Source organism: Ruegeria sp. CDSC068 (assembly GCF_059610545.1).
In genome coordinates this window covers 592,778-609,409 of the sequence record NZ_JBXWNV010000001.1, presented here as the reverse complement: position 1 = coordinate 609,409, position 16,632 = coordinate 592,778, and the positions used below count along the sequence as shown (strand labels likewise).

The following is a 16,632-nucleotide window of genomic DNA, read 5'->3' as shown; positions in this document are numbered from 1 at the left end:
TGACTCAATTCAAGACGAAGGGAAAGAAATACGGTGGGTCAGTCGTCAAGAATCTGGCGCAGGCGTTCTTTCTCAGCTTCGCTGAGGCCGTCCTTGACTTCAGTGCCCACCGCCTGAGATCGGTTGCGTAAAAAACTCCAGCCTATCACGGCGGCGATCAACAGCATGATCGGACCGGCCAGCCAAAGCATCAGGTTCGCCCCCGTAACCGTAGGCTTTAACAGAACGTATTCACCGTAACGATCCACGATAAAATCGACCGCTTCCTCATCCGTATCGCCCGCGACCAGCCGTTCGCGCAGCAGCAGGCGCAGGTCGCGAGCAAGTTCGGCATTGCTTTCGTCGATGCTTTCATTGCGGCAGACAAGGCAGCGCAGGCCGGTGCTCAGGTCACGCGCGCGTTGCTCCAGGACCGGGTCCTCCAGTACCTCGTCTGGCTGCACCGCAAACAAGGGCGATGCGATCAGGGCGAAAATCAGGATCAGACGCTTCATTCCGCCGGTACTCCGCCCGAGGGTGCTTTGCGCGCACCCGCTGCCACCCGGAACCTGCGGTCAGTCAAGCTCAGAAGCCCGCCTAATGCCATCAGGATACATCCGCCCCAGATCCAGTTGGCCAGAGGTTTGATGTAAGTCCGCATGACCCAACCGCCATCGGCTTGCTGGTCCCCTATCACGACATAGAGGTCGCCCCAAAAGCGATAGTCGATCGCCGCCTCTGTAGTAGGCATCCCGGCAACGGGGTAATTGCGTTTCTCGGGATGCAGCGAGCCCATAGACTGCCCGTCCTTTTCAACCCGAACATCCGCAGTGGTTGAGAAATAGTTCGGTCCCTTAACTTCGCGGACATTTTCAAGCATCAGTGTGAACTGCCCAACTTCAAACGGCTGACCGGGCTGCGCAACGCGGATATCTTCAACCTCCCACGCGGTCAGACCGGCAATGGCAAAGATGGTCACGCCAAGACCGGTATGAGCCACCGCTTTACCCCAGTCCGCGCCCGGCAAGCGGACCAGACGTTGGATGCTGCCTTTGCGACCGGTGCGGCTCCACAAGTCCACAGCCGCACCTAAAGTGATCCAGGCCCCGAGAAACAGTCCGATTGGCCCAAGGGCGCTGCGTCCGGTCTGCATAACCCAGACCAACAGGGCCAATGCGACCGACAAGATGAACACATAGCGCAGGGAATATGCCGTCTTGCCCAATTTGCCCCGTTTCCACGGCAACATGGACCCTATTGGCAAAGCAATTCCCAAGGCCACCATGAAGGGCGTGAAGGCCGCATTGAAGAATGGCGCCCCGACCGAGAGCTTACGGTCAAACGCCATCTCGGCCACCATCGGCCACATCGTTCCGAAAAACACCACGAAACAGCTGACGGCCAGCAAAATGTTATTTAGAATCAACGCACTTTCTCGGCTGACCACGCTGAACACACCCTTTGCCTCCATCGCTTGCGCGCGGGCCGCGAACAGGGTCAGTGCCCCACCGATGAAGAGCACCAGAATGATCAGGATAAAGACGCCGCGTTCCGGGTCATTTGCAAAGGCATGCACAGATGTCAGCAAGCCCGACCGCACGATGAATGTCCCGATCAGCGAAAAGCCAAATGCGATGATGGCCAACAGGATGGTCCAGCTTTTCAACGCTTCGCGTTTTTCAACCACGATGGCGGAATGCAACAGGGCAGCGGCCAAAAGCCATGGCATGAACGAGGCGTTTTCCACCGGGTCCCAGAACCAGAAACCACCCCAACCCAGCTCGTAATAGGCCCACCATGATCCCAGAGCGATTCCAATGGTCAGGAATATCCACGCGGCCAAGGTCCACGGACGCACCCAGCGGCCCCACGCGGCATCAACGCGCCCTTCGATCAGGGCCGCCACGGCAAAACTGAATGCCATGCTAAGCCCCACATAACCCAGATACAGGAACGGCGGATGGAAGGCCAAGCCGGGATCCTGCAACAACGGGTTCAGGTCGCGACCGTCAAACGGGGCGACTATCAGCCGATCAAAGGGGTTCGAGGTGAACAGGATGAACGCAAAAAATGCCACCGCAATCATCGATTGAACCGACAGAACCCGCGCTTTCAACGTCGGTGGCAAGCCACCCCCAAAAAAAGCAGCCATTGCTCCGAACAATGACACGATAAGAACCCACAACAGCATCGAGCCCTCGTGATTTCCCCATGTCCCGCTGATCTTGTACAGCATCGGCTTGGCCGAATGGCTGTTCTCGACGACCACACGCAGAGAAAAGTCCGAAGTCACGAACGCCCAGACCAAGGCTCCGAACGAGAAAGAAACCAGCAAGAACTGGACGATTGCGGCGGGTTCCGCGACCCCCATCCAGCCGACCCAGCGTTTGGCTGCGCCGATCAAAGGAACGATCGACTGCACGATTGCGACGAGGAAAGCGAGGATCAGGGCGAAATGGCCAAGTTCTGTAATCATGCCCCGGATATAATCCTGTTGCGTGACAAGCACCAATCACTTTCGCCCTCTTGCCGCGAACATAGTGTCGCGGGTCAGCCGGTCCTTTTACGCCGCCATGACTCTAACGCTGGGTTTTCGTCGGGTTCTATTATGTCTGCTGTCAGTGCCGCGTCTGGTCCGGGCTTGGCAACACCCACACCGTCGCTACGCATCGCCGCCAGCGCCTTTATGTTCCCAAGTACCTGCGGAGTGCGCATCATTGTGGCGGAAATTTCGCGTTGCAATTCTTGCACCTTGGCCTGATGCCGCGCGCCGAAATAAAAGGACACAATCACCCCCAGCAACCACCACAACGGCTCGGGCACCAGGGCGATCCCCTGCATGCGCGCCGAAAACCAGATCGGATCGACCATGGCCGCAACAAAAAGGCCAAGCGTTCCCAGTGCCATCGCGGGCCTCGGCAGGCGGTTAAGCCCGTCGACAAACCGATCAAACGGAGCTTTTCCAGCGCCATGGAATTCTGCCGCGAACTGACTGACGGCCTGCTGTCGAACCTGCAAACCCCTCTCGGCGCCGCTTTCGGCATTTTCCCGAAAGACTTCGACAGTTTCGCGTATGATGTTGCGCTCGTTTCCAAACAGAAAAGCCAAAATACCCGAGATCAATCCCATCGTGAAATCCTCTTTTGAAACTCTGTGTCCGTCAGATGATAGGAGGGCGAAACAAACTCTTCCGCTCGTCGGATCCAGCCCCCTTTACCGCCCGCCCTGCTACGCGCGTATTTGCGGGACGCGGGCCTTCGGTCCGCGAGACGGAAATAATAGTTGCGGCGCGCGACCCCATAGGCATCTGCGAACGTTACCGGGTCGGACTTGGCCGCGCTTTGGCATGCCCGAGCTGTCTGTGGCCCGACAACACCGTCAACGACTACGTCGAATCCCATTTCGCGCAACAATCGCTGCAGAATGCGGACTGCCTGCGCACCTGCATTGACGTACATGTCAAACACCGAGGGTTGGACCATCTTGGGCAACAGCCTCAGGCGTGGAAGCTCAAAATAATGTCGGACGAAAATATCAACGGCCTGCGCTTTGCTGAGCCTTCGCACATCCGTTTGGTCCACCACCCCATCACCGGACAAATCCAGACCCAGACGCCGCATGGTATGAACGGTCACACCATAGTTTGTTGCGCCGCCCGGATCATCCGGGTCATCTACGAACCCACCCTCTCGCCCCACGATCTCAGTCGCAATTTGCCGAACCGTCTGCATCGCTCCCTCCGCCTGTGATTGCGCAAAGGCTCGGGCAAATTCGTTAACACGTGGCAATTAAACAGGGCGCTGAGTGTCATGTGCACGCAACGCCCTTGTTTTCAAATTTGAATTTGGTCCTGGATCAGCCTCCGTCGACCTCCTTATAAACACCCTGTTCCTTCAAGGCATCTACGACCTCTTTCGGCATGTAGGTTTCATCGTGTTTGGCAAGAATTTCAGTGGCTTCGAAAACGCCGTTTACGTAAGATCCGGTGCCGATCATTCCCTGATTTTCTGTGAACAGGTCCGGCAAAACGCCGGTAAAGGCTACGGGAACACTATCGCCGCCATCGGTCACGACGAAGCGTACCGTCTTGCCCTGCCCCCGCACGATCGAGCCTTCTTCGACCAGCCCGCCAATCCGAAATACTTCGGTCGGCTTGGGGGGCTCGGCGATCACCTGGCTGGGTGAACGGAAGAAATTGATACCGTCCCGCATGGCATACCCAATCAACGCCGTCGACAGCGCCAAAGCGACAGCTGCCAGCACAATAACCTGAATTCGACGACGTTTCTTGAGCGTTTTCATACCGTCCTCACGGGAACAAGGGGGCCATCATCAGGCCCCGGGTTTCATCCTCACCTAACATCAGGTTGGCGTTCTGCAAGGCTTGCCCGCTGCTACCTTTTGTCAGGTTATCCAGCGCGCCGATCACGATGGCCCGACGTTCTATCCGGTCTGCCACCACACCGATATGGCAGAAGTTCGATCCCCGCACATGGTGGGTCGAGGGTGCCTCGCCAAAGGGCAGCATCTGGATAAAGGGTTCGTCTACGTAAGCCTTTGCCAGCGCATCATATACGCTGCTCGGGTCACCCTTGACATAAGTCGTTGCCAGAATACCCCGGTTGGCCGGGATCAGGTGTGGTGTGAATTGCACATGAACGGTCCGCCCGGCCAGAGCCGAGAATTCCTGATCAAACTCACCCAGATGTCGATGCGTGCCGCCAACCGCATAGGCGTTATAACCTTCGCTAAGCTCTGCATGCAGCAGGTTTTCCTTCAGCGACCGCCCTGCCCCGGACACAGCGCATTTCAGATCCAACACGATATCGTCCAGATCAATGACGCCGGCCGAAATCAGCGGGCGCAGCACGTACTGACCAGTCGCCGCATTGCAGCCGGTTCCGGCCACAAGGCGCGCATTGCGGATTTCATCCCGATAGAACTCGGTCAGGCCATAGACCGCCTCTTCCTGCTGCTCCATTGCCACGTGCGGGTTTCCGTACCACTTCTCGTACTCTTCGGGGTCGCGCAGCCTGAAATCCGCAGACAGATCGACGATCTTCAGGGTCTTGGGCAAGTCCCGAATGACCTCTTGGCTGGTTTTATGCGGCAGCGCGCAAAAACACAGGTCGACTTGCGAAAAGTCGATCTCGGAGATTTTGCACAGATCCGGCAAGTCCATGTGCCGCAGATGCGGAAAGACCTGCGCCATCGACTGACCAGCCTTACGCTCGGCTGCCAGCGCGACGATGTCCATATTCGGGTGCTCAGCGATCAGCCGCACCAGTTCAGCGCCGGTATAACCAGATGCGCCCAAAATTGCGATTCTATGGGTCATGTGAGACCTCTTGTTTCAGTGTGTCACAGGATACGATCGCCGGTGTGACGGTCGTTGAACTACGGGATCAAATAGGCTGCGTCCTTGACCTAAGTCAGGCAGCCTCGAAGGTGATTTGTCGTCGGAGGAATTGCGTCGCCCTGTCGCTGACAAACGCGGGCTTGCCGGTGGTCAAAAATCCACCCTCGCCGTTTCCTTGCATTTTCGGGTGCCGTTGCAGGTAGTCCGCAAGGCTTTCGGCAACCAAATCACCCTGACTGTACACCTGAACGTCCGACCCCAGCGCCTTTTGGAAAGTCTCAGCCATCAACGGGTAGTGGGTACAGCCTAGAATCGCGGCTTGCGGTTCCGGCATCTTGCGCCTTAGCGCGTCCACATGGGACCGAACCAGCGCTTCTGCCAGGATCATGTCGCCGTCTTCAATCGCGTCTACGACGCCTCCACAGGCCTGCGCCTCGACATCTACACCGATGGCTCGAAATGCCAATTCCCGCTGAAAGGCTCGACTGGACACTGTGGCGGGCGTTGCGAACAGGGCCACGTGTTTGACGGCGACTTCCCGCGGCGGGCTGTTATCGCCCCACTGCCGTTCCGTCAGCGCTTCGATCAGCGGAACAAACACGCCAAGCACGCGCTTGCCTTCGGGCACCCCCTCTTCTTGCATCCGGCGTAACGCCGCAGCGCTAGCGGTATTGCAAGCCAGAATCACCAGGTCACAGCCCCGGTTCCACAGATCGTTTACCGCCCTGCGTGTCAGGTCGTAAATGTTTTCAGCGTCCCGCACGCCGTAGGGCGCGTGTTCGCTGTCCGCGAAATACAGAAAATCCACGTCGGGCAGACGTTTCTGCGCGGCGTTCAGGACGGTCAAGCCGCCCAACCCGGAATCAAAGATGCCTACTGCCATTTGCCCCTTCAGGCGCGATGCCGTTCCTCAAATTCATAGCCATAGTCATAAGACTTCAGCGGCTTCGGGGACAGCTCATACGTGGCTTTGCGCAAGAAATCCATCATCTTGCGTTTGTCAGTGGATAACGGGTCCAAAACGTCGCGGGAAATCGGCTCTCCGATGACCACTTTAACCGGCGTATCGACGCGTTTCTTGAACTCTTTGATTAGCAATCCCATACGCAAAGTGTTGTGCAGATGGCTGGCAATCTGGAACAAGCGCGAGGTGTGTCCGTCAAAGAAAACCGGCACGACAGTCGCGTTGGATTTAGCCACCATTCTTGCGGTAAACCCGCGCCAGCCCGGATCCATCGGATGAGAGAACGGTTTTAAGCCAGTGCTGACCGTTCCACCCGGGAATATCCCAATGGCACCGCCATCACCAAGATAGTTCAGCGCGGTTTTGCGCGTTTCAATATTCTGCTTCATCGCCTCTTTCGTTTCTTCAAACGATATCGGCAAGACAATGTTGTCCAAGTCTTCAGCCTTGCGAAACACATGGTTTGCCAGAATGCGAAAATCGCCGCGCGTTTCGGACAAAATGTGACCCATCATCATTCCGTCCAAAATGCCATACGGGTGGTTGGCAATCAGGATCAGCGGCCCGGTTCGGGGGATGTTCGACAACGATCCGCCGACCACGTCCAGCGAAAGCCCGTACCTCTCAACCATGACCGACCAGAAATCACGCCCGTCGGCCACTTCTTTTTCATACCCGTCTGCACGCTTAATCAGGCGCATGCGACCCGTTGTATTCTCCATCAACTTAATGACCATACGCCCGCTTTTGGTTTCAGCGGAATAGGCATAAGAGATGTCACGAGCAACGTGGCGGCGCGAGGGCATTTCGGACTCCGATACTTGGCACCTGCTAGATAGTGCCAAGTAACAATTTTGCCTAGCTATCGTGACAGGCTTGTGACGGATTATTCGGCGGCGGCACGCAACTCCGGCCCTCCGTTACGGATGGTCGCCAACAATTCCTCCCGCCTTTTTGCTGCCTTAGCCTCGTTTTCAAGTAGAACCGGGCCAAAGCCCTTAATCTCAAGCGGCAGCTTGGCCAAAGCGACAACCGCATCGTGAGTTTGTGGTGTAACCAAGGGCGTTATCTCTTTGATATCGTGTACATATTGCCGGATCAAGGCGCGCTCCATCCTTCGCTCGGTGCTGTAGCCAAAGATGTCCAATGGAGTACCACGCAGGCCTTTCAACCTGGAAAGCAGCTTCAACGGACCCAACATCCACTCTCCGAATGTCCGCTTGCGTGGCCGACCCTCTGCGTCCTTGCCACCCAAAATCGGTGGCGCAAGGTGCAGGGTCATTTTGAAGTCGCCGTCAAACTCGGCCGCAGCCTGTTCGCGACTACGCAGCAACAGACGCGCAACTTCGTATTCGTCCTTGTAGGACAACAGCTTATGATACCCTCTTGCGACGGCCTCTTTGACGGATTCATCCTCGAAGCTATCGACAAGCTTACGATAACGTTTTGCCAGACGGGCGCCTTGGTAGTCGGTCAGGTGCTGCGCACGGAAATCAATCAGCTGTTCTAAAGTTTTTGGCAGCTCAGTCACCTGAGGGCTCAAAATCGCGGTGACGTCCTGCGGATGCAGAACGGCCCAACGGCCGATATCAAAGGCGCGTTTATTGCGCTCAACCGCGGTCCCGTTCAACTCGATCGCCTGTAACATCGCTTCATGGCTGATCGGTAGCAGACCACGTTGCCAGGCGGCACCCAGGACCATCATGTTCGAATAGATCGAGTCGCCCATAACCGCGCGCGCCAGATCAGTGGCGTCAAATAGCGACAGGCCCTCTTTCAGCCGTGCTTGCAGCGCAAGCTCTAGTCGATCACCGGGGATCTGAAAGTTTGTGTCGCGGGTAAAGTCGCCCGTGACGGTTTCATGGCTGTTAACCACGGCACCGGTTTGACCCGTGCGGGTCAGACCCAGGGTTTTGGCCCCAGCGGACACAACAAGGTCGCCCCCGATCAGCGCATGCGCCTCGCCGGTAGCCACACGAATGGCGCTGATATCTTCGGGTCGGTTGGCCAGACGGCAGTGGATGTGCACTGCGCCACCTTTTTGGGCCAGACCCGCCATCTCCATCATCCCGGCGCCCTTGCCGTCGATCTGAGCCGCTTGCGCCATCACAGCGCCCAGAGTGACCACTCCGGTCCCGCCAATACCGGTAATGACCACGTTATGTGTACCGTTGATCGTCGGCAGAACGGGCATCGGCAAGTCCGGCAAATCGATCTCGGTCGTGGCTTCTTTGCGGATCTTTGCCCCTTCCAACGTCACGAAAGACGGACAAAACCCTTTCAGGCAAGAGAAATCCTTGTTGCAGCTGGACTGGTCGATAGCGCGCTTGCGCCCCAACTCGGTCTCTTTCGGAACAATCGAGACACAGTTCGACTGAACCCCGCAATCGCCGCACCCTTCGCAAATGTCCGAGTTGATGAACACGCGCTTGTCCGGGTCGGGGAAAGTGCCCCGCTTGCGTCGGCGACGCTTTTCTGCCGCACAGGTCTGAACATAGACGATGACGGAAACGCCTTCGATCTCTCGGAATTTCTTCTGCACGTTCATCAGTTCGGCGCGCTCAAAGGTTTCCACGCCGGACGGCATCGCCCTGAAGTTCACGTCTTCTTTTTCGTCGTAAACCACGGCCACATGCTGAACGCCCATGGCCTTGACCTCGGCCACGATCCGCTCTGCGCTTAGGTCTCCTTCGTTGTCCTGTCCGCCCGTCATGGCGACGGCATCATTGAACAGGATTTTGAAGGTGATGTTGGTGCCTGCCGACAGCGCCGCTCGGATCGATTGAACGCCCGAGTGGTTGTATGTCCCGTCGCCCAGGTTCTGAAACACGTGATCGGTCGTCGAGAACGGCGCTTCGCCAATCCAGTTTGCACCTTCTCCGCCCATCTGGGTGAACCCGGTGGTTTCCCGATCCATCCACTGCACCATGTAGTGACAGCCGATCCCCGCATAGGCTCGGCTGCCGTCGGGCAGTTTGGTCGAACTATTATGTGGGCAGCCTGAACAGAAATACGGCAAACGCGTTGCAATCTCTTCTGCATTATCCGCCCGGCGCGCCTCGGAGAGCTTAGCCATCCCGGCGCGCACCCCGTCAGTATCGCGCCCTTCCTCGATCAGGATATCGCCCAGTTTTTCGGCGATCATGATCGGGTCCAGTGCGCCACGTGTCGGGAACAGTTCTTCACGATGCAAGGTACCGGCCCCGCCCTTGTACCAGCCGTAGACGCGACGTCCGCGGCGGTCGTCAAAGATGGCCTCTTTAACCTGAACCTCGATCAGCTTTCGTTTTTCTTCAACGATTACAATCAGGTCCAAACCCTCGGCCCAGTCATGGAAGCCTGCCATATCCAGCGGGAATGTCTGACCAATCTTGTAAGTCGTAATGCCCAGGCGCCCGGCCTCGGCCTCATCGATATTCAGCAGTGACATGGCGTGCGTCAGGTCCAGCCAGTTCTTGCCGGCCGCTACAAACCCGATTTTCGCACCCGGCTTACCCCAGACACGCTTGTCCATCTTGTTCGCACGCGAGAACGTCTCGGCCGCGAAGCGCTTATAGTCGATGACCCGTGCTTCCTGAAGGTGCGGTGTATCACCCAACCGAATGTTCAAACCGCCTTCGGGCATGTCGAATTCGGGAACTACCACATTCATGCGATCCGGACTGCCATCCACAACCGAAGTAACCTCAATCGTGTCTTTCATCGTCTTCAGGCCGACCCAGACGCCTGCAAACCGGCTGAGTGCGAACCCGTAGATGCCATAGTCCAAGATTTCCTGCACACCAGCGGGGCTAACCACAGGCATGTACATGTCGACCAAAGACCATTCGGATTGATGCAAAACGGTCGAGCTTTCGCCGGTATGGTCATCGCCCATCGCCATCAGAACGCCGCCATGTTTGGCGGTTCCGGCCATGTTCGCGTGACGCATCACGTCGCCGGAACGGTCCACACCCGGCCCCTTGCCGTACCAAAGACCAAAAACGCCGTCGAACTTGCCGTCGCCGCGCAGGCCGGCCTGCTGACTGCCCCACAATGCCGTGGCCGCCAGATCTTCGTTCAGCCCGAACTGAAAGGTCACATCGCTTTCAGCCAGATGTTTCTGGGCTCGTATCATCTGTTGATCTACAGCCCCAAGGGGCGAGCCGCGGTATCCGGTCACAAGACCTGCGGTATTCAGGCCCGCCTCATTGTCCCGTGCCTTCTGCATCAGCATAAGACGCACCAGCGCCTGTGTGCCGTTCAAAAGAACGGGGTTTTTCTCAAGATCGAACCGGTCGTTTAGCGATATTTGTGGCTGACTCATCGGACGCCTCCCCTCGTCAGATCAGTGTGCTTCATTCATACGCATTTTAGGTCAAAAAAGCTGACCTGTATAGGACCTACCAGTCTGTTATTGTAACGTTTCAACAGTTTGAATGTAGAACTTGTTACCTATTTCATATAGGGCTTCGGAAGGATAACGAAAGTTGCGGCGATGGATTGGGACAAGTTAAGGATATTTCACGCGGTTGCGGATGCGGGCAGCCTGACTCATGCAGGGGACAAGCTGAATCTGTCCCAATCCGCGGTCAGCCGGCAGATCCGCGCGCTTGAAGAATCGCTTGATTCGACACTTTTTCACCGCCACGCCCGCGGCCTGATTCTAACCGAACAGGGTGAGTTGCTGTTTGACGCGACATCGGCCATGTCGAAACGCCTGGATGCTGCCGCTGCCCGCATTCGCGACAGCGAAGAAGAAGTGTTCGGAGTTCTGCGCGTCACCACCACGTTTGGCTTCGGTACACTGTGGCTGGCGCCGCGCCTACCAAAACTGTACGAGCAATACCCCGATCTGAACATCGACTTGATGCTGGAGGAGCGTGTTCTCGACCTGCCGATGCGCGAGGCTGATGTTGCCATCCGCATGAAAGAGCCCAGCCAGGCCGATCTGGTGCGAAAGCGCCTGATGACCGTGCAAATGCAGCTTTACGCTACGCCGGAATACCTGGAAGAACGCGGCAGTCCGGAAAGTCCCGAAGACATCTCGAAACACAGGTTGATCTGCCAGACACCCTCGGCCCCGCAGGTCGGCGCAAGCGCAATGATGGTCCGGCACCTGATGACCTACAATCCGACCTCTCTGTTGACGGTGAACAACTATTTCGGCGTTTTGCAGGGTGTTTTACACAACCTCGGCATCGGCGTGTTGCCGGATTACGTGACCCATGACTTTCCGCATCTGCAGTCGATCCTGTCGGATATCGAAACCGCCGATGTCCCGGTTTATCTCGCCTACCCCGAGGAACTGCGCCATTCCAAACGCGTCGCGGCATTCCGCGATTTTGTTCAGGATGAGATCATTGCGCAGCGCAAGCAGTTGAAGCAGATGGGAAAACTGTAGCTATGCACCAGTAGCATAGCGGCAATGATCTGCGATCAGTCTATAAAACCTTGATAGTACACAAACCGCCCCCTAAATGAGCAATCGAAGGCGGTGATGCTGTAACGCTCATCATCTTCACCTCCCTGTTGGACTACGGCCGAGCTTAGTGCTCGGCCTTTTTTTTGCCCGCAACACTAAATTCATATCTGAAATGGGTGAAACATCTGGGAAAATCCTGCACTTAAGCCTATGATCACGAAAAAATCATCAAGACTTATGGTCGAGGACAGATTCGATGTTTCACCTCACTCGCCTGCTAATGGCGTTCTTCTCCATTGCGCTATTATCTGGGCCAACACTTGCCCAGGTCACTAGTACCCCTAGTGCACCGACTAACGTCACAATCCCCGAGGATCTGACGCCCGAACAAGTCGATGACATGGTGGCACGAATGTCCGACGACCAGGTCCGCGCGATCTTGTTGGAGCGTCTGGACGCTGTTGCGGAAAAAAACGCCGCCGAAGCGGAAGAGCGCGAAGACCCAATCACGGAAATCAATGAGATCTGGGCCGAAATGGTGGCGTCGTGGACTCAGGTTATCGTCACGGTCCCGAACATCTTCAGTGCGCAAGCCGACGCTTTCAAAAACTTTTCGGCAACCTTTGGTACGACCGGCGCGTTTACCCTGCTGGGCCTGATCCTCAGTGTACTTGTCGTCGGCTTCCTCGCGGAAAAGCTGTTCGAATTCCTTACTCGCCGGTGGCACGAACATGCTGAAGTTGGGGATGAAAATGACCTTTGGGGCGCCGTCAGGTACCTGTTTCGCCGGTTTTGCCGCGAGATCGCAGGATTGGTCGTGTTCTATGTCGTCATCCGCGCGGTTGGGCGTGGGCTTCTGTCTCCGGAACAAATCACCTACGCGGCACCCTTCGTTTTCTACCTGATCTGGATTCCACGCTTGGGCGCAGCGGCCTCGCGGTTCGTACTTGCACCCAGCAAACCACACTACCGGCTGGTAAACATCGATGATCACTGGGCGAAGTACCTACACCGCAACCTGATCGGTCTGCTTATTTTGGTCGGTTTCACTCTGTTCCTGCTTCATTTCAACAGGCTGAACGGCATTACCGGCGGCGAAACACGCATTGGTTTCTGGCTGAACGCAGCGATCCATATCTATATCGGCGTCATCGCCTGGACCGCGCGCGAAGGTCTGTCTCAGATGATGTTGGGTACCGACCCTGATCACTCCAAGTTTGATGAGGAAGTCGCCCACTACTACCCCTACTTCGCAATCGGCGTGTCGGCGGTAATCTGGCTGCTGGTCGAGTTTATCGTAGCGCAACGCAACCCTTCGTCCTTGGCGCTGCTGGTCAAGGGGGCGCATTTCACCACCATGGCTTGGCTGCTGATCGCACCTGCCTTGGATACGCTGATACGTGGGCTGGTTCGCCATCTGCAACCGCCGATGCTGGGCGGAGGGCCGGTGGCCGAGCGCGCATACAAGTCTACCAAACGCAGCTATATTCGCATCGGTAGGGTTTTGGCTGGTATTCTTGTCATCCTGATGATCGCCCGGGCTTGGGATCTCGACCTCAGTGAAATCGCGGGCGGTGGAGATGAGTCTGGCAGCAAGCTAATACAGTTCTTCATCATTATTGCTGTTGGCTACATCCTGAACGAAGTCGTTTCGCTGTGGATCAACCGGCGGCTGGCCAAGGAACAAACTGCGGCTGAAGAAAGCCCCGATCAGGAAGCGGGCGAAGGCGGCGGTTCTGGCGGATCACGTCTGGCGACGGTTCTGCCCCTGCTGCGCGTGACCGCTCAGGTCGCGATTGCGGTTATCTTTGTCCTGCTCGCGCTTGGCGCGCTGGGTCTGGATATCACGCCGCTTCTGGCTGGTGCCGGTATTCTTGGCCTGGCCATCGGCTTTGGTGCGCAAAAGCTGGTTTCGGACATTGTCGGCGGGATCTTCTTCCTAATCGACGATGCGTTCCGGGTTGGTGAATATGTTGATATCGGCGGCACCATGGGAACGGTCGAAAAGATCTCGATCCGCTCGATGCAATTGCGCCACCACCGCGGTCTGGTTCACACCATCCCCTATGGTGAGATTCAGAAGATCACCAACTTCAGCCGCGACTGGGTCATCATGAAGCTGAAATTCACCGTGCCCTTCGATACCGATCCGAACAAGGTGAAGAAAATCTTCAAGAAGATCGGTGCCGAGATGATGGAGGATGAAGTTCACAAGGACGGCTTCCTGCAGCCCTTCAAATCTCAGGGCGTGTTCGACTTTGACGATGTCGGCATGATCATCCGCGGCAAGTTCATGGCCAAACCGGGTAAGCAGTTCACCCTGCGCAAGGAGATCTTCAACCGGGTCAAGGCCGCCTTTAAGGAAAATGGCATCGACTTTGCCCGTCGCGAAGTTCGTGTCGCCATCCCGGGACTGGATGAAGCTGAAAACCTGACCGAAGAACAAAAAGCAGCAGTTGGCGCTGCGGCTGCAGATGCGTCCAGAAAGGCGCAGAACCCAGCTTAACGATAACGGATCATCCGCTGATACGTCAGCGGGTGACACCCGCGAGGTCCAAACAACAGACGGAACCGGCCCAATCGCCGGTTCCGTTTTTTACTTTCACAATCGGCCTGCGCTGACTTGACCCTTTCCACAAGCGACACCTTGCCCTAAAAGGCCCGCAATCCCGGCCAACCTGGACAAGGACACACGATGCAAGAGCCCGCCATCACCCCGGATCTGATTGCCGCACACGGGCTGAAGCCCGACGAATATGATATGATCCTCGGGATCATCGGGCGCGAGCCGACTTTTACCGAACTCGGCATCTTTTCGGCCATGTGGAACGAACACTGTTCTTACAAATCGTCCAAGAAATGGCTGCGTACCCTGCCAACCTCTGGGCCTCAGGTAATCTGCGGACCGGGTGAAAATGCAGGTGTGGTGGATATCGGCGACGGGCAGGCGGTGGTGTTCAAGATGGAAAGCCACAACCACCCTTCATACATCGAACCCTATCAAGGTGCGGCCACAGGTGTTGGCGGCATTCTGCGCGACGTCTTCACCATGGGTGCGCGCCCCATCGCATCGATGAACGCGCTGTCATTTGGCGAGCCCGGCCACCACAAGACCCGCCAGCTGGTCAACGGTGTGGTCGAAGGCATTGGCGGTTACGGCAACTGCTTTGGTGTCCCTTGCGTGGGTGGCGAAGTTCGGTTCCATCCCGCCTACAACGGCAACTGCCTTGTGAACGCCTTTGCTGCAGGTCTGGCCGACAGCGACAAGATTTTCTATTCGGCGGCCTCTGGCGTCGGTATGCCCGTTGTGTATCTGGGTGCAAAAACCGGACGTGACGGTGTTGGCGGCGCAACCATGGCCTCGGCCGAGTTTGACGACACAATTGAAGAAAAGCGCCCCACCGTTCAGGTCGGCGACCCGTTCACCGAGAAGCGCCTGATGGAGGCAACGCTGGAGCTGATGCAGACCGGTGCCGTGATCTCAATCCAGGATATGGGTGCGGCTGGTCTGACCTGTTCTGCCGTTGAGATGGGCGACAAGGGCGGTCTGGGTGTACGTCTGGATCTGGAAAACGTTCCCCAGCGCGAAGAAGATATGACAGCCTATGAAATGATGCTGTCTGAATCGCAAGAACGCATGCTTATGGTCCTCAAACCCGAGCTTGAAGCCGAAGCCCGCGCCGTCTTCGAAAAATGGGACCTGGACTTCGCCATCGTCGGCGAAACCATCGCCGAAGACCGCTTCCTGATCCTTCACAACGGCGAAGTCAAAGCCGATCTGGTCCTGTCCAAGCTGTCCTCGACGGCACCGGAATACGACCGCCCTTGGGAAGCCACGCCAGAAGCCGAAGAACTGGCTGAAGTCCCGCAAATCGACCCGATCGACGGTCTGCGCGCCTTGCTCGCTTCGCCGAACTATGCAGGCAAGCAGTGGGTTTATGAGCAGTACGACACCATGGTCATGGCCGACACCGCCCGCACGCCGGGTCTGGGCGCAGGCATGGTCCGCGTGCACGGCACTGACAAGGCACTTGCCTTCACCAGCGACGTAACCCCACGCTATGTCCGCGCCAACCCTGTTGAGGGCGGCAAGCAGGCTGTGGCCGAGGCCTACCGCAACCTGACCGCCGTTGGAGCCAATCCATTGGCGACCACCGATAACCTGAACTTCGGCAACCCCGAAAAGCCCGAGATCATGGGCCAGTTCGTCGGCGCGATCCAGGGCATCGGCGAAGCCGTAGCCGCGCTGGATATGCCAATCGTATCGGGCAACGTCTCGTTGTATAACGAAACCGATGGACAGGCGATCCTGCCGACCCCGACCATTGGCGCTGTTGGCCTGCTGACTCACACGAACGAGATCATCGGTAATGAGGTTCGCGAGGGCCATGTTGCTCTGGTGATCGGCGAAACCAATGGCCACCTTGGCCAATCCGCCCTGCTGGCCGAAGTGTTCAACCGCGAAGACGGCGACGCGCCGCATGTCGATCTGGATGCTGAAAAGCGTAACGGCGAATTTATCCGCGCCAACCGTGAGATGATCAAGGCCTGCACCGATCTGGGTGACGGTGGTCTGGCGCTGGCAGCCTTTGAGCTAGCGGAATCCGCAGGCGTCGGCGTTCACCTCGATGAAGCCACGACCGAGTTCCTGTTCGGCGAAGACCAGGCCCGCTATCTGGTCGCGTGCAACTTTGATCAGGCCGAGGCACTGATGATCGCTGCTGGTCAGGCAGGCGTCCCTCTGGTGTCCGTTGGCCGGTTCACTGGCGACAGCATTCGGGTTGGCAACTCTGAGGCCGCGTTAGAGGATTTGGCTACCACGTTCCGCACCAGCTTTGCTGAAGCCGTCGCCTAATACCAAAGCAATTTTTGCAACATGAAACCTGCGCCTGTCCCGGCACAGGTTTTGTCGTTTCAAGGCCTCTA

The 16,632-nt window shown here is 57.1% G+C and carries 12 protein-coding genes; 3 read left to right on the top strand and 9 right to left on the bottom strand.

The genetic code is table 11. From position 1 onward, the window contains the following. Window positions 1–38: 38 nt before the first annotated feature. The 9 genes from AC2FID_RS02885 to AC2FID_RS02845 all read right to left on the bottom strand — a co-directional run bounded on the left by AC2FID_RS02885 (window position 39) and on the right by AC2FID_RS02845 (window position 10,608). Window positions 39–494 carry a cytochrome c-type biogenesis protein gene (locus tag AC2FID_RS02885; protein ID WP_058271538.1) on the bottom strand — a complete coding sequence of 152 codons (456 nt, stop codon included), beginning with the start codon at window positions 492–494 and terminating at the stop codon, window positions 39–41. Then, window positions 491–2,455, bottom strand: coding sequence for a heme lyase CcmF/NrfE family subunit (locus AC2FID_RS02880; protein ID WP_496835315.1), 1,965 nt, complete (start codon window positions 2,453–2,455; stop codon window positions 491–493). The genes AC2FID_RS02885 and AC2FID_RS02880 overlap by 4 nt, the downstream gene beginning before the upstream one ends. Before the next feature lie 74 nt (window positions 2,456–2,529). Continuing rightward, complete coding sequence (locus AC2FID_RS02875) at window positions 2,530–3,108, bottom strand: holin family protein (RefSeq protein ID WP_496835313.1); 579 nt, start codon at window positions 3,106–3,108, stop codon at window positions 2,530–2,532. Further along, window positions 3,099–3,710 carry a holin-associated N-acetylmuramidase gene (locus tag AC2FID_RS02870; RefSeq protein ID WP_496835311.1) on the bottom strand — a complete coding sequence of 204 codons (612 nt, stop codon included), beginning with the start codon at window positions 3,708–3,710 and terminating at the stop codon, window positions 3,099–3,101. Before AC2FID_RS02870 ends, AC2FID_RS02875 begins: the two co-directional genes overlap by 10 nt. A gap of 124 nt (window positions 3,711–3,834) precedes the next feature. Continuing rightward, window positions 3,835–4,281 (bottom strand): cytochrome c maturation protein CcmE, encoded by a 447-nt coding sequence (gene ccmE / locus AC2FID_RS02865; protein WP_108858699.1) that lies wholly within the window; start codon window positions 4,279–4,281, stop codon window positions 3,835–3,837. 7 nt (window positions 4,282–4,288) lie between these two features. Beyond that, window positions 4,289–5,317, bottom strand: a complete 1,029-nt coding sequence (argC, locus tag AC2FID_RS02860; RefSeq protein WP_496835309.1) for an N-acetyl-gamma-glutamyl-phosphate reductase — start codon at window positions 5,315–5,317, stop codon at window positions 4,289–4,291. Between the two features lie 94 nt (window positions 5,318–5,411). Continuing rightward, entirely contained in the window at window positions 5,412–6,221 is an 810-nt protein-coding gene (murI, locus tag AC2FID_RS02855; protein ID WP_472723704.1) for a glutamate racemase, read from the bottom strand. Window positions 6,222–6,229: 8 nt separating this feature from the next. Continuing rightward, window positions 6,230–7,108: a lysophospholipid acyltransferase family protein gene (locus tag AC2FID_RS02850; RefSeq protein WP_282118510.1), complete on the bottom strand. Its 879-nt coding sequence runs from the start codon at window positions 7,106–7,108 to the stop codon at window positions 6,230–6,232. A gap of 80 nt (window positions 7,109–7,188) precedes the next feature. Further along, complete coding sequence (locus AC2FID_RS02845; protein WP_496835306.1) at window positions 7,189–10,608, bottom strand: indolepyruvate ferredoxin oxidoreductase family protein; 3,420 nt, start codon at window positions 10,606–10,608, stop codon at window positions 7,189–7,191. Between the two features lie 171 nt (window positions 10,609–10,779). On the opposite strand from AC2FID_RS02845, the gene AC2FID_RS02840 reads away from it, so the two are divergent. The 3 genes from AC2FID_RS02840 (at window position 10,780) to purL (ending at window position 16,561) form a co-directional block, all read left to right on the top strand. After that, window positions 10,780–11,685 carry a LysR family transcriptional regulator gene (locus AC2FID_RS02840; protein ID WP_058271530.1) on the top strand — a complete coding sequence of 302 codons (906 nt, stop codon included), beginning with the start codon at window positions 10,780–10,782 and terminating at the stop codon, window positions 11,683–11,685. A gap of 277 nt (window positions 11,686–11,962) precedes the next feature. Then, window positions 11,963–14,212: a mechanosensitive ion channel family protein gene (locus AC2FID_RS02835; RefSeq protein ID WP_496835303.1), complete on the top strand. Its 2,250-nt coding sequence runs from the start codon at window positions 11,963–11,965 to the stop codon at window positions 14,210–14,212. A gap of 189 nt (window positions 14,213–14,401) precedes the next feature. Then, window positions 14,402–16,561 carry a phosphoribosylformylglycinamidine synthase subunit PurL gene (gene purL, locus AC2FID_RS02830; protein WP_496835302.1) on the top strand — a complete coding sequence of 720 codons (2,160 nt, stop codon included), beginning with the start codon at window positions 14,402–14,404 and terminating at the stop codon, window positions 16,559–16,561. Window positions 16,562–16,632 lie beyond the last annotated feature (71 nt).

Excerpts from the sequence above, each read along its gene's own strand:
- AC2FID_RS02885 (WP_058271538.1), bottom strand. The coding sequence starts at position 494 with ATGAAGCGTCTGATCCTGATTTTCGCCCTGATCGCATCGCCCTTGTTT.
- AC2FID_RS02880 (WP_496835315.1), bottom strand. The coding sequence starts at position 2,455 with ATGATTACAGAACTTGGCCATTTCGCCCTGATCCTCGCTTTCCTCGTC.
- AC2FID_RS02875 (WP_496835313.1), bottom strand. The coding sequence starts at position 3,108 with ATGGGATTGATCTCGGGTATTTTGGCTTTTCTGTTTGGAAACGAGCGC.
- AC2FID_RS02870 (WP_496835311.1), bottom strand. The coding sequence starts at position 3,710 with ATGCAGACGGTTCGGCAAATTGCGACTGAGATCGTGGGGCGAGAGGGT.
- ccmE (WP_108858699.1), bottom strand. The coding sequence starts at position 4,281 with ATGAAAACGCTCAAGAAACGTCGTCGAATTCAGGTTATTGTGCTGGCA.
- argC (WP_496835309.1), bottom strand. The coding sequence starts at position 5,317 with ATGACCCATAGAATCGCAATTTTGGGCGCATCTGGTTATACCGGCGCT.
- murI (WP_472723704.1), bottom strand. The coding sequence starts at position 6,221 with ATGGCAGTAGGCATCTTTGATTCCGGGTTGGGCGGCTTGACCGTCCTG.
- AC2FID_RS02850 (WP_282118510.1), bottom strand. The coding sequence starts at position 7,108 with ATGCCCTCGCGCCGCCACGTTGCTCGTGACATCTCTTATGCCTATTCC.
- AC2FID_RS02845 (WP_496835306.1), bottom strand. The coding sequence starts at position 10,608 with ATGAGTCAGCCACAAATATCGCTAAACGACCGGTTCGATCTTGAGAAA.
- AC2FID_RS02840 (WP_058271530.1), top strand. The coding sequence starts at position 10,780 with ATGGATTGGGACAAGTTAAGGATATTTCACGCGGTTGCGGATGCGGGC.
- AC2FID_RS02835 (WP_496835303.1), top strand. The coding sequence starts at position 11,963 with ATGTTTCACCTCACTCGCCTGCTAATGGCGTTCTTCTCCATTGCGCTA.
- purL (WP_496835302.1), top strand. The coding sequence starts at position 14,402 with ATGCAAGAGCCCGCCATCACCCCGGATCTGATTGCCGCACACGGGCTG.